9 protein-coding genes and 1 pseudogene are annotated in these 13,639 nt (G+C 57.5%); 7 read left to right on the plus strand and 3 right to left on the minus strand.

Going from position 1 to position 13,639, the window contains the following annotated elements:
- Positions 1-172 precede the first annotated feature (172 nt).
- Genes ACYZUD_RS30165 through ACYZUD_RS30175 form a run of 3 tightly spaced genes read left to right on the plus strand, consistent with a single transcriptional unit; the run spans position 173 to position 2,986 of the window.
- The gene (locus tag ACYZUD_RS30165) at positions 173-1,279 is read left to right on the plus strand and encodes a GGDEF domain-containing protein (protein WP_462021466.1); all 1,107 of its coding nucleotides are present in this window, start codon (positions 173-175) and stop codon (positions 1,277-1,279) included.
- The gene (locus tag ACYZUD_RS30170; protein WP_462021467.1) at positions 1,272-2,207 is read left to right on the plus strand and encodes an iron-sulfur-binding ferredoxin reductase; all 936 of its coding nucleotides are present in this window, start codon (positions 1,272-1,274) and stop codon (positions 2,205-2,207) included. Before ACYZUD_RS30165 ends, ACYZUD_RS30170 begins: the two co-directional genes overlap by 8 nt.
- Before the next feature lie 29 nt (positions 2,208-2,236).
- Complete coding sequence (locus tag ACYZUD_RS30175) at positions 2,237-2,986, plus strand: enoyl-CoA hydratase-related protein (RefSeq protein ID WP_462021468.1); 750 nt, start codon at positions 2,237-2,239, stop codon at positions 2,984-2,986.
- 104 nt (positions 2,987-3,090) lie between these two features.
- Here ACYZUD_RS30175 and ACYZUD_RS30180 read toward each other — a convergent pair.
- Positions 3,091-4,052 (minus strand): annotated as a pseudogene (locus tag ACYZUD_RS30180) (IS110 family transposase).
- Between the two features lie 310 nt (positions 4,053-4,362).
- The gene (pyk, locus tag ACYZUD_RS30185; RefSeq protein ID WP_462021469.1) at positions 4,363-5,814 is read right to left on the minus strand and encodes a pyruvate kinase; all 1,452 of its coding nucleotides are present in this window, start codon (positions 5,812-5,814) and stop codon (positions 4,363-4,365) included.
- Between the two features lie 158 nt (positions 5,815-5,972).
- On the opposite strand from pyk, the gene ACYZUD_RS30190 reads away from it, so the two are divergent.
- On the plus strand, positions 5,973-6,347 hold the full coding sequence (locus ACYZUD_RS30190; protein ID WP_462021470.1) for a tetratricopeptide repeat protein: 375 nt from the start codon (positions 5,973-5,975) through the stop codon (positions 6,345-6,347).
- Positions 6,348-6,583: 236 nt separating this feature from the next.
- A complete protein-coding gene (locus tag ACYZUD_RS30195; protein WP_462021471.1) occupies positions 6,584-6,943 on the plus strand; it encodes a PilZ domain-containing protein in 360 nt (119 codons plus the stop codon).
- A gap of 157 nt (positions 6,944-7,100) precedes the next feature.
- Here the strand turns inward: ACYZUD_RS30195 and ACYZUD_RS30200 are convergent, their stop codons facing one another.
- Complete coding sequence (locus ACYZUD_RS30200; RefSeq protein ID WP_462021472.1) at positions 7,101-7,475, minus strand: DUF6124 family protein; 375 nt, start codon at positions 7,473-7,475, stop codon at positions 7,101-7,103.
- A gap of 469 nt (positions 7,476-7,944) precedes the next feature.
- Between ACYZUD_RS30200 and ACYZUD_RS30205 the strand changes: the two genes are divergently transcribed.
- Together ACYZUD_RS30205 and ACYZUD_RS30210 are read left to right on the plus strand one after the other, a co-directional pair.
- Positions 7,945-8,307, plus strand: a complete 363-nt coding sequence (locus ACYZUD_RS30205) for a hypothetical protein (RefSeq protein WP_462021473.1) — start codon at positions 7,945-7,947, stop codon at positions 8,305-8,307.
- A 148-nt stretch (positions 8,308-8,455) separates the two neighbouring features.
- Positions 8,456-13,636 carry a Tc toxin subunit A gene (locus ACYZUD_RS30210; protein ID WP_462021474.1) on the plus strand — a complete coding sequence of 1,727 codons (5,181 nt, stop codon included), beginning with the start codon at positions 8,456-8,458 and terminating at the stop codon, positions 13,634-13,636.
- Positions 13,637-13,639: the final 3 nt, after the last annotated feature.

The raw sequence follows: 13,639 nt of genomic DNA on the forward strand, positions 1-13,639 counted from the left end.
CACAGCTCCTACAAGCTCCTACACAGCGCCTACAGGGAAAACAGTCAGTGTTCTGACGCCAGTTTTTCGCCCCGAAAATTGAATGGTTATTTATCAGGCACGCCACTAAAGTGGCATTCGGCCTGTAGAGTAGGACACTCTGACAGCCTCCTTTCGCACGGTGAGTCAACGATTGACCCATAACGCCATCCAGCGCCTGTTGCTCAAACGCTTTGCCCTCGCAGCCGGCACCTACGCCCTGGCTTTGCTGCTGCTGTGGCTGGCGTTTTTCACGGGGCATTACGATGAACCCTTGGCCAGCGTGGCCATCGGCAGTGCGCTGGTGGTCATCAGTCAGGCGGCGCTGTTCACGGTGTTTTACAGCGGCTGCAATCTGCGATTTTCCGACCCCAGCCTGACCGAAGCGCAAGTGTTGCTGGGGCTGGGTTGGCAAACCTGGCTGATCGCCAATCTGGATGAGGCTCGCGGCGCGTTCCTGGTGTTCTACGTGCTTATCCTGCTGTTCGGGTTGTTTCACCTGTCGCGCCGTGCCTTTTTGCGCTGCACGCTGTTGGTGTTTTTCAGTTTCAGCGCGATCACGTTGTGGGAGGGCTACCACTTCCAGTTAGCCGACCCGGCGCTGGCCGCGTTGCAGGTGTGCGTGCTGTTTATCGTGCTGGTCTGGCTGGAGCTTTATGCCCGTTATGTCCAGGCTTCCCGTCAACGCATGCGCCAGCGCCGATTCGCCTTGCAGGCGCATCAGGACACCCTGCGCGGAATGATGCGCCAGCTCGAAGACCTGGTGGCCACCGACGAACTGACCGGGCTGTTCAACCGTCGACATTTCCTGCGCCTGGCCTCCCGCGAGCTGAACGCCATGGAAGCCGGTGTCGTCCATGGCCTGGCGCTGATCGACCTCGACCATTTCAAACGGATCAATGATGTGCACGGCCATGCCGCCGGCGATCAGGTGCTGCAAGCCTTTGCCGGTGTGGCCACCGCCTGCTTGCGCGAGGGCGATGTGCTGGCCCGTTATGGCGGTGAAGAGTTCGTGGTGCTGCTGCCCGACTGCAACGCCGAGCGCCTGACCTCCTGCTGCGAGCGGTTACGCATCGCGTTCACCGATGTCGAGCTGATTGGCCTCGACGTCAACCACCTCAGTTTGTCGGCGGGCATGACGTTGCTGGAACTGGGCGACGACCTCGACGATGCCTTGCAGCGCGCCGATCAGGCGCTCTATCGCGCCAAACGCGACGGGCGCAATCGCTGTGCGGCGGCGTGGGAGAACGTCGATGCCTGAGTTACGCGTCGGCGAGCGTCAATGGTCGGTGGCGGCGGGCAGCAACCTGCTCGATGCATTGAATCAAAACGGTGTAACCGTTCCTTACAGCTGTCGCGCCGGCAGTTGTCATGCGTGCCTGGTGCAATGTGTGCAAGGGTTGCCAAGCGACAGCCGACCCGATGCCCTGAGCGCGGAGCAGCGTCAGCAAGGTTGGCGCCTGGCCTGCCAGTGTCAGGTGATCGAAGACTTGCAAGTGCATACCTTCGACCCGCAACAGGACGGTCGCCCGGCCGAGGTGGCAGCCGTCGATTGGCTGAGCGCCAGTGTGTTGCGTTTGCGCCTGACCCCGCAGCGCCCGTTGCGCTACAACGCCGGGCAGCATCTGGTGTTGTGGGCGGGCAGCATCGCGCGGCCGTACTCCCTGGCCAGCCTTCCGGAAGAAGACCGCTTTCTGGAGTTTCACCTCGATTGTCGCCAGCCGGGGGAATTCAGTGATGCAGCCCGTCAGTTCAAGATCGGCGATCCGATCCTTCTCGGCGAGTTGCGCGGCGGGGCATTGCATTACGACGCGGACTGGAACACTCGACCGCTATGGCTGATGGCCGCTGGTACCGGGTTGGGCCCATTGTTTGGTGTCTTGCGCGAAGCCCTGCGGCAGGATCACGAAGGGGCCATCCGCGTCATTCACCTGGCCCATGATGCCGATGAGCACTATCTGGCCAAACCCCTGCAAGCCATGGCCGCCAGCCGTCCGAACCTCAGCATCGAGCTGTGGACCCCGGCCGAGTTGCCCGCGGCTTTGGCGCAACTGCGGCTTGTTTCCCGGCAAACCCAAGCCTTACTCTGCGGAGCCCCCGACAGCGTCGACGCCTTTGCCCGGCGCCTGTACCTGGCGGGACTGCCGCGCAACCAACTGCTGGCCGACGTCTTCCTGCTTCGCGGTTGAGCGCTGACTTTTCAGACGCGAGACCGACCATGACCGATGCCATCCAACTTGAACGCGAACGCGGCCTGCTGACCCTGCGCCTGAACCGCCCAGACAAGAAAAACGCCCTGACCCGCGCCATGTACAGCCACCTGGCCGAGGCGCTGAAACAGGCCGACACCGACCCTGAAATCAACGCCGTGCTGATCACCGGTTCCGCCGAGTGCTTCACCGCCGGTAACGATATCGCTGATTTCCTGCAGCAACCCCCGAGCAGCCTCGACAGCCCGGTGTTCCACTTCATGCTCACCCTGCTCGAATGCCGCAAACCGGTGATCGCCGCCGTGGCCGGTGCAGCGGTGGGCATTGGCACGACAATGCTGCTGCATTGCGATCTGGTGTATGTCAGCCGGGATGCGCGCCTTCGTATGCCTTTCGTCAATCTTGGATTGTGCCCTGAATTCGGCTCCAGCCTGATCCTGCCGCGTTTGCTCGGGCACGCTAAAGCCGCCGAGTTGTTGCTGTTGGGCGAAGGCTTCAGCGGTGAACAGGCCGCGCAGTGGGGGATTGCAACTGAAGCCTTGGGCAGTGGCGAAGCGGCGTTGGCCAAGGCGCGGGAGATGGCGTTGCGTTTCGAGTCACTGCCGCCGGAAGCGGTGCGCATCAGCAAGCAATTGATGAAAGCCCCGGACCGGGAATTGCTGCGCAAGGTGATCGAAGAGGAGGGCGCGTTGTTCACCCAGCGGCTGCGCTCGCCGGAAGCGATAGCGGCGTTGTCGGGGTTTATCAGCCGGCATTGAATCTGCGGTGGCCGGGCTGGCCTCATCGCGAGCAGGCTCGCTCCCACATTTGACCCAGAGTGCCCACACATTCTGTGTTCACCACAAATCCCCTGTGGGAGATTCTATGTTGTAGGGCAACCCTGCAACTTCAGGCCGGTTGGTATTCACCCTGATTTTTCATCAGGGCAAATGCCACCCGGCAGAGTTTCCGGGCAAGGGCCACCAGTGCCTGGGTTTTTGAGAGGCCTCTTGCCAGGTGCGCCTCATAAAACGGTTTCCATTTAGGTGAGCGACAGGCTGCCATTGCCGCGTTGTACGCCAACCGGCGTACTTCCGGGTCGCCTTTTTTGGTCAGGTGCCGGGGAGAGTTTTTCTTCCCGGAATCATCCACCGTCAGGTCCATCCCCAGATACGCGATGAACGCGTCGCTATTGGCGAAATCACCGCGCATAAAGGTGGTTGCCAACCCGGTTGCGGTTAGTTCGCCAACGCCTTCGATGGCTTTGCAACGGTCGATATTCGCTTCGATACCCGCCTCTTTGCTGACCTTACGCAGCAGTTTCTGAATGGCCTGATCCGCTTGCTTGAATGCCTTCTGCTGAGCGACCTGCACTTTCTTCAACAAGGGTTCATTGGCCCAGCTCAGCATCAGACCGGTGTGGTTCTGGATCAGCGTTGCCCGTCTGTGGAGCAAGCTTTTCAGTGAGGTGTAGGCCTTGGGTGGCGGGTTCCAGATCCGCAGTCCGTCTTGTTCATTCGTTAAATAGCGCGCCAGCAACCGGGCATCGCAGGGATCATTCTTGGCGCGTTGGCCGATGCCGCGGCGATAGTTACTGACCCGATAAGCATCCACGACATAAACCTGATGGCCCATCGCATGAGCCAGATCGACGGTGTCCAGGTGGTAGATGTTGGTGGCTTCAACGGCGATAGCACTTCGGGCAGGCAATGTTTTAAGCCAGCGTTTGAGGGCTGCTCGGTCGTTTTTGATGGCTTCAGTGGTTTGCAGATCGGCGCGATAGACAACTATTTCGGCCTTGGCGATATCGATGCCAACAACCGTCGGCGAAGTAAGGATTGTCATGACGAATCCTCGGAGCTAGGGTTTAAGAGCTTGTCGGGGTCTACCGTTGCGCTGGCTTGCCTCTATCGTCGGTTTTACCGATGAATTCCTTATCGGCGCTTTGGGTAGAAAGGGCGGGAGAGAAGTCTCCCACGGTCCGTACTGGCAAGAGTCGGAATCGAGCCTTTAGTCCCGCCCACCCCTTCAAGTCTAAACATACAAGCGAGCCTGCTCGCGAAGGCGTCAGTGCAGGCAACACATCTTCCGGATCAGAAACCAAAAAGCCCCGCCATTCACATGGCAGGGCTTTTGTTTTTCAGCAACCGATCACTCAGACCATCGGGTCGCCAACGTGCAGGATTTTCATCCCGTTGGTGCCGCCGATGGTGTGGTAGCTGTCGCCCTTGGTCAGGATGACCCAGTCGCCTTTTTCCACGACACCGCGCTTGAGCAACTCGTCGATCGCGGCCTGGCTGACTTGCTCAGGTGGCAGCGATGCCGGGTCGAACGGTACGGTGTAGACGCCACGGAACATGGCCGCGCGGGCCTGGGTTTCACGGTGTGGGGAGAACGCGTAGATCGGCACCGAAGAGCGGATGCGCGACATGATCAACGGCGTGTAGCCACTTTCGGTCAAGGCGATGATCGCCTTCACGCCTGGGAAGTGGTTGGCGGTGTACATGGCCGCCAGGGCGATGCTTTGGTCGCAGCTTTCGAAGACCTTGCCGATGCGGTGGCTGGAGGTCTTGCTGGTCGGGTGCTTTTCAGCGCCGATGCAGATGCGGGCCATGGCTTGTACAGCTTCCAGCGGGTACAAACCGGCAGCACTTTCAGCCGAGAGCATCACGGCGTCGGTGTAGTCGAGCACGGCGTTGGCTACGTCGGACACTTCGGCGCGGGTCGGCATCGGGTTCTGGATCATCGACTCCATCATCTGGGTCGCCACGATCACAGCCTTGTTGTGGCGGCGTGCATGCAGAATGATTTTCTTCTGAATGCCCACCAGCTCCGCGTCGCCGATTTCCACGCCCAGGTCACCACGGGCCACCATGACGGCGTCGGAAGCATTGATCAGCGCGTCGAGGGTTTCGTCGTCGGCCACGGCTTCGGCGCGTTCGATCTTCGCCACCAGCCAGGCAGTACCGCCGGCTTCGTCGCGCAGTTGACGGGCGTATTCCATGTCGGCGGCGTCACGCGGGAAGGACACGGCGAGGTAGTCGACCTGCATCTCGGCAGCGAGCTTGATATCGGCCTTGTCTTTTTCAGTCAGGGCCGGCGCAGTCAGGCCGCCACCACGACGGTTGATGCCTTTATGGTCGGACAGCGGACCGCCGATCAGCACGGTGCAGTTCAGTTCGGTGGCGGTGGCGGTATCAACGCGCATCACCACGCGGCCGTCGTCGAGCAGCAGCTCGTCGCCCAAGCCGCAGTCCTTGACCAGGTCCGGGTAGTCGATGCCGACCACTTGCTGGTTGCCTTCGGTCAACGGATGGCTGGTGGAGAAGGTGAATTGATCACCGATCTTCAGCTCGATCTTCTTGTTGGCGAATTTGGCGATACGGATTTTCGGGCCTTGCAAGTCACCCAGCAGGGCAACGAAGCGGCCGTGCTTGGCAGCGAGGTCACGCACCAGCTTCGCGCGAGCCTTGTGCTCGTCGGGAGTGCCGTGGGAGAAGTTCAGGCGGGCGACGTCCAGGCCAGCCAGAATCAGCTGTTCGAGAACTTCCGGCGAGTTACTGGCCGGGCCAAGGGTAGCGACGATTTTGGTACGACGGACGGACATGCAAAGACTCCTGAGTTCAAGCGCTGAGTGAGGCTACTATGGTCTTCGGGTGTAGTCATTGTTCATGTGCACTACTTATTCGTTTGTTTCTTTAACCGAACAATCCTGAAGATTTCCGCTCACGGGTCGATACAGAGCTCAAGACAGGAGAACCCCCCATGCGATTCGTGCTCATAGCCGCCCTTGCCCTCAGTGTTGTGGGCTGCACCCGTTTTTCGATGAACCATCATTTGAATAATGCCTATAGCGCTTATGACCGTGGCAATTGCGAGCAGGTGACGCTCGAACTGTCCAAAGTCGAACGCGCCAGCCGTGCGCGGCCTTATGTGTGGCCGGAAGTGTCGATGTTGCGCGGTTTGTGCCTGGAACGGCAGAAACTGTTCGTCGATGCGGCGCAAACCTACCAGTTCATCATCGCTTCGTACCCGCAAAGCGAATACGCCTACCGCGCCCAAGCCCGCCTGGAAACCCTGCAATCGCTGGGTCACTACCCGCTGCGCAGTTCGGCGGCCGTGCGCCCGACCCGATTCTGATTGCCGTTGTCATCCCAAGGCTGGCTCACCGGTGGCGGTGAGCTATAGTCGAATAACCGGTTTAGAGCCCTGCCTCTGAATCGACGTAACACCTGTGATCGGCAGGAGTAAGCGGCAGCGGTTCATGGACTGCCGCACCGGGATCGGGGAGAGCGCGCCCATCGCCTATCTATAGGCCGGCCCGTTCCGAAGCATTAGTGCGGTCCTGCTTAAGGGCCTTGCATAGCGAATTCAGCATGTTCACTGACCGCCGGATCGAGCGGCATCAACTGCCGTATTTTCTGAAAGTGTTCAACAGCGTCACCGACAAACCGATTGGCTTTCTGGGCAACGTCTCCGAAGACGGGCTGATGCTCATCAGTCAGTTGCCGATGATGATCGGCGCCGATTTCGATTTGCGCCTGAAAATCCCCGCGAGCGACGGGTGTATGCAGGTCATCGATGTGCAGGCGCATTGCCTGTGGTGCCATGAAGACGCAACCCCCCACCATTACGACGCCGGGTTCAGCCTGCAACGGGCACCGCCGGAGTATGGGCAATTGGTGGAGGCATTGAAGCAGTACTTCAGTTTTCAGCCGTTGCCTGCCTCCGCCTGAAGTCTGCGGTGTTGTTGCAATCGCCATCGCGAGCAGGCTCGCTCCCACATTGGATCTGCTGTGGACACACTACTTGTGATCACCACCGATCAATTGTGGGAGCGAGCCTGCTCGCGATAGCGTCAGTGCAGACAACAAAAAACCAACCGCTGAAACACTACGCCGAACCAATCGCTTGCTCGTTCTCCAGCGACTTCTCCACCAGCAATAACCCCAACTCACTCAACTGATAAATCGCCATCGCCAGATGCCGCGGCTTGTCCTCCAGGCTATCGGCCAGGTCGAGCAGCAGAATGCTGACCGAAGAAAAGGTTTCGTAGGTCTGGATGGCAATGGCTTCGGCGTTGGCATCGGGGGCGACGGTGAACATGTTCATACCTCGGTCGCTGGATGAGCGCAGGTGGTTGATGTCGGGTTTGAGGTAATGGTCGAGCGCCTTGTCGGCGGCGGCGTGGAGTTTTTTTGAATTGAGTGAAGCGTAGGGGGAAACCAAGGGGTCGGTTTCGGGGGGATTGGGTGTGATCTTGAACATTTTCGTGAATCCTCTATTGGAGCTGCCACCGACTCGCGACTAAACGAGGGGTGGCGGCTGTACGCAGGTTAGTCGACCGGGAGGATCACGAAAAACCGGCGCGCCCGAGGGCGCCCTGCGCACAGCCACCATAGAGTTCAGGGATAGGAGATACCTGAATTTCTGGATTGCAGTCCGACTACGTGAAACCTCCGGGCGACTAAACCCGATCGCTGATGAGCAGCGACGCGGATCAAGTTACGGGGCAGGCACCAGGCGCACAAGCCGGCGGATTCTGGCGGATCTGTAGGCAATGCCGCAAGGCGTTGTAGTCAATGGTTGCAACACTTGGCATCCACGGCGTTTCCGGAAGTACAGGTAGCACCGTTCGTCGGAACTGTCAGATCTGACAGGTCGTCAGTCAGCAACTGTTGGCGTATCAATAGTCTCACTGAAGCATTCCAACGTTCCATCGCCTGAGGATGGAGAGATGAAGCAAAAAGCAAACAACTCAGCACCAGAAAATGAGGTCGCGACCGCCCCCAACCTCGCTGTCCCGATCGTGAATTCCCCGATACAGGGTGGAAGGTACTATTCGCCCGTGCCTGTCAACGTAAAGCGTGGAGTGGGCGGTTTGTACTTCCCGCAGTGGTTCACTATCAATTTTCATGAATTGGGGATTGGCGAAAAGAAGGAATCTGATCCCGCCGTATTCACCCAAGCGCTACCTCCAGGGCCTCACCGGATCGAAACACGGGCAGGCAGGCACGTGGGCGGCGGTGGCGGCGGCGGTGACCAACATTCCGAGTGGGGGCATGTTGGTTGGTTCTACGTCCGCACCCCGCCAGAATAAAAATTGCCGTTGCGGTAAGACGCTTGAAAAAAACCATTCTTCGTATCTGTGATTTCAAACATGTGTTCAATGCCTCGCCCCGCGACGTAACACGAGAATAAACGGCAGTCCGCCCTGACTAATCGCCCCTTTCAGCAGGAGCTACAAAATGAGAACGGAGTCCCTGAATCCCGCCCTCAAACAGCTATTTGATATGACCCCCGGTGTCGAGGGGCCATCGATCATGAGCCGGTGTGAGGGATTTATTGAGCAGGGCGGTTCGGTATTTGACCTGCTGAAGATGGGCCGTCGAGGGATAGTCGACAGGTTGGGTTTGCACACTCGGGATGCTCAAGTTCTGCTGGACAGGGCTACCAGCCTGATGGTGTATGCCGCGCGTGAGTATCGCGAGTATCGGCTGCTGAAGCAGACTCCACGCAATCCCCTGCACCGTACCGGTGTCCGGGCTTGGGTGGACGCGCCGACCTATGATGACTTGTTCAAGACCGACTGGGAAAACTGCGCCCCGAAAAATGGTCAGTCCGCGGATGCGGCAGCGACTGCTTATTTGGTGGACTTGTGCAGGTTGGCCCGGGACTTGGAAAAAGGCGCTGGCGGCACCCCGATCAAACTCGAGGAACGGCGTCCGGACATTACCGATTTCAAGCTTGATGCCATGAGCCTGAACCAGGTCAAGCCGAGCATTACGCTGATTAATGAGGGACTGGAAGACATCATCAAAAAAACTGTCACTTTGCAGAAAGACCAGGTGGTCGATGATCTGATGCTGGAAACACGTTTTCCTTTTCGAAGCATGCCGTTCGAGTGGTATCACGAGCAATGGAGCCAGGTGCTTGCATTAAATAACCTGACATTAGGCGAGGTGGTGCGCACTATCGACCCGACAGCTCCCTACTTCAAGCAAAAGGGAGGGCGTGGCATGTACGCCGATATCGCGTTGCGCCAGTCATGCGGTATAGGCCCGATGGGGCAGTCATTATTGACAGAGAATTTTTATTTTCCGATCACCCCGGCTGAGGAAGCAGCACGTTCGTTTGAGCGTGAGGCTGCCGGTACATTGACCATAGATGACTTCCTCAAGACAAACTTCGGTTCCACGCAGGTAAAACTTACTGACTCAAAACATTTATGTGATCAGACATCCATTGATGCACAGAAGTTGGTAGATTTTCTATCCATTGAGGAACACACGCCCACGGTATCCAAAAACCAGGACATCTTTATAGAAGATGAACTAACGGTGGTGGGGCCACAGAATTTTGGTTCGGTATTTATCAACAACGCAGATGTGCCTGCCTTGGGTCTTTCTGCCGCTCAGAAAGACACTACGCGCACACTGGAGGGGCACAGCAACAATCGCTGGGACCGGATCAACCGGATGTTGCGTCTGGCTCGCTGGACAGGATTGGGCTATCACGATTGTGACCGGATTGTAGTCGCCGCAAACCACGCCGAGCAGCGCCAGCGCCAGCCTTCGCAAGCTATCGAGACTAGCGAAACTGCCGGCACTGCCAAACCAGACCGGTATCGCATTACTTTCAATACTTTGCGGGCCTTGGGCCTGGAGCGGGAGTTCAGGCAACAGTTCAAATGCCCGGCTGAAGATTTTGCGGCAATGATTGATGAAATTTCCATTTTCGGCCGAGGCGAGCAAGCGTCTCAATTCGACAGGATTTTTAACGAAAAAGCCTTGTTCGATACGCCGCTGATCATCGACAACAGAGTTTTTTCGATCATGGGTAATACCCGTGATGACAGACGCACCATCGACCAGATTTGCAGCGCCCTGGGGCTTAATCAAGAGGCATGGCGCTACCTGGCCAGGGCGATCTCGAAAAGCCATGGACTGATCAACGAATTGCGCTGCAGCCTGCCCATCCTGTCGTCGTTTTTCCGTTGTGTGAAGTTGGCCTCTTTACTCAGGATTTCACCCATCGAACTGTGTGCAATGCTGGAAGTCATCAGCGAGCGCGGCACGGCCGGGTTGCTGCAGAAAATCACCGGTGAGTCCCATATTGCGATCGGCGGTGCTTCTGGCGACGGGGATGTATTGCACGTCATGCGGGCCGCTGCGGACTGCATGGTCTGGTGCCGGGAAAATGACATTGGCGTGCAGTGGCTGGTGCAACATATTGCGCCGGTGATCGTCCCGCCTTTGGCAACGGCAGCACATATCAATCTGCTGGAAACGATGCACAAACGTCTACAGCCGGTGTTGTTCACCGAGGCCAGATTGTTGGCTGCCGGCGTCCCCCAGGCCAGACACTACGACTGGATGTACTTGCTTGCACGGGTGGTTGATCGCAACGGTCTGTTGATTGCCCTGGCAGCCAGTGACGGCGTCGCTTACGAGCAGTTGGCCCGTGTGGAAATCGAAGCAGCTGTCAGTAAAGACCAGGAGGGCCTGCCTGACGGAGAGCTTGATCCTGATGCCTCTGTTCGGACTGTTTCGGCGATTTTAGCCGTGGTATTGCAAATCAAGGCGTTTCAGGCGGCGTTGGTCGGCGAAGGCCTGTCCCGTCATCTGGATTTGTCTCAGGACCTGACGCTGCCACTGCTTAAATGGGTAAACCAGGGGGGGGTATACCTACTGCTCACTGAAACGATACGGGCGTTGAACGCTGTAGTTTCGGGTACGGACAAGATCAGAATTGGCGACGAGGTACTGACGTTTCTGGCGAACCTGGAGCGGCGCGCCGGGGTGGTGAAAAAGCTGGAACTCAGTTCCGCCATGCTCATGACCGTGACCACCGGACAAAACTGGAGGTGGTTTGGCGTCCAGCAAACGGAAGACCTGACCCTGCATACGCTGTTAAACATGATGTTGTATCGCAACGCCGTTAAACAGACCGGGCAATCCGCTGAAAACTTGCTCAATTACCTGCATTTGGTCAACAGCTTGCCGGCCTACTTGACGGACGAGGACCTACGTCTGATTCGTGACTCCGCGGCCAGCAGGCTGGCGCAAGTATTGAAGTGGGGGGTCAGGGAAATACTCGAGTGCGTTATGTACCTCAGCCCTTCACGGCCGATTGTTCAGGATTTGACCACCCTGGGAGCGTTGATGCGTATTCGCGGGCTGGCCATCAACAGCGGGCTGGATGCCAAGTCAATCATTGCCTTGGGGATGCTTACTCCTGACAGCCACAAGGACGACTGCCGCAGTGCCGCCGAGCACTTGATGGAAGTGCTGTCCGAAGCGTCGATCAAGGGGCATTCCGGATCATTCGGCGAGCTGGGCCAAAGCAGTACCGCCGAGATCAACTGCATTGGCACTCCGCTAATTGCCAATAAAAAGAATGAAGTGGCATTGATCGAGCTGAAAATACGCGACCTTACCGACAAGCCGTATGAAAACATCACGGTCAGATGGAGTTGTGATCGCCCAGGTCTGCTGGATGAAATGTCCTATACCGATCAAAGCGGTCGTGCCGTGGCGCGTTTCAAGGCGGCCAACTGGATGGGAATCGCTCACGTCAAAGCGCTCTATGGTCTGGAGCAGATAGTGCTGGCGCAAGTATTGATCGATTGCGACGAAGCGACGCTCGGAGTCATCTTTGACAACAAGGCGCTCGCAAACAAAGAGTATCTGGCCGGCGGGCTGGAGTTTATGCCAATCGAGGTGCAGCTTGTGGATCACGGCAGTAATCCCGGTCGCGGCCGCACCATCGAGTTTTCCGGCCGGGGCGTTATTGTTAATCCCCAGGCAGTTGTGACCGATGAGCAAGGTTTTGCCAGAACCAGAGTCAGCAGTATGGAGCCTGTCACTGATGCGAGTGTGCTGGCGCGTTACCCTGGCTCGAATTCCATGGTCATCGGCAGCATCAACTTCGTCGATCGCCCTTATATCCTGCGGATGGAAACTGTCAGCATGGCCGTGAAAGACTCACCCTTGCGTCTGGCTTGCTATGTGGTTCGGTTGGACAAAAAACCTGGGGTGGACATCCCGGTTACTCTGGAGTACGCGGACGGCCCATCCGACCCTGTGATGACGGACCCCAACGGTATCGCATGGTTTGACATCGCGAGCCCTGCGCAAGGCCAGCAAACGTTCACGGCCAAGGTCGAGTCCGGCGAACAGTCACTTTCCGTGTACGTGGCCGAGAAAGCGGTGATGTACAGCCAGTCCACGGACTACCTGTTTCCGGTAGCCGGCTCCGGCGCGCCAACGTTGTTGTGGGTCGAAGTGAGGGAGGAACCGTATAACCAGGCCCGAGCTATTGCCAACTGTTCGATTGAATGGATTGTCACGCCGCCGGCTGCATCTGAACTTGATCCGGTGGTCGTGCTCACTGACGAACAGGGACGCTCCACTTTTGCCTTTGAGGCGGAAACGTCGGGTCGGTACAAGGTAACTGCGAGGCGAATGGATAAACCAACGGAAACGAAAGAGTTCGATCTTGAAGTCCTCAAGGCCCTCGACTGGCAATTCTCACTGGTGGACCAGGCGGATACTGGCAACCCTTCCACCGAACTGCCACTGCAACTGGTCCGTGGTCATGAGTACGAACTTGTTATTGAGTTGCCATCGGACGTAAATCTGAACGGTGCCCGTGCGATGTTGGGCTGGTCCGCAGATTACTCTCCCCAGGGATTGGGCATGGACTTCAATCCCCTGACCGGTGCCTATGTCCTGATAGGAGATGATAAAAACCTCAAATGGACAATCAAATGCGGCGATGTCCTCAATGGCAGTTTCGCGTTGACCTTCCTCTGCAATCGTATTGACCAGCGCCTGGTATTGTCAGGACGCCTTGATGCTCCGTCGCCCACACTGACCTCCCCATCCGGCGAGGATACGAAAAGTGTCGAAAGGCAACCCTTGCTGATCGGTACAGGCAGTCCCCATGCCGAAATTTATGTGTTCGAGGGGCGTAATGGCAGCTTGCTGCTTTCTCGCACCAGTATGGACAAGCATGGTTCCTGGTCAACAAGGTTACCTAAACCTCTTGCATTAGGCCCGCATGTTATTTCGCTGAAGCAACGCCATGCCGATACGACTGAAGCTTGGGCAACTGATACCCCCATCACGGTGACGAATGTTATCGCTAAGGCGCAAATCACCAGTCCGCCGAGAGACGCCAAAGTTCGTCCTTCGTCATGGATTGAAGGGTTGGGTATGCCAGGGGCGGAGATTGAAGTGTTTAAACATTCAACTCAAGAAGTGTTGGCGAAGGGGGCCGTTGCTGAAGATGGTCGATGGAGGATTAAATTTACTGCGGATCTCGTGACCGGGAAATTGCTGCTCAATCCACAATTGACGATGGATGGGGACAAGTCTGCACTTTGGGAGGAAGGTTATCCCATCGAGGTGTTGAACCGGAGTTGATGG

It is taken from the genome of Pseudomonas sp. XS1P51, assembly GCF_054897845.1.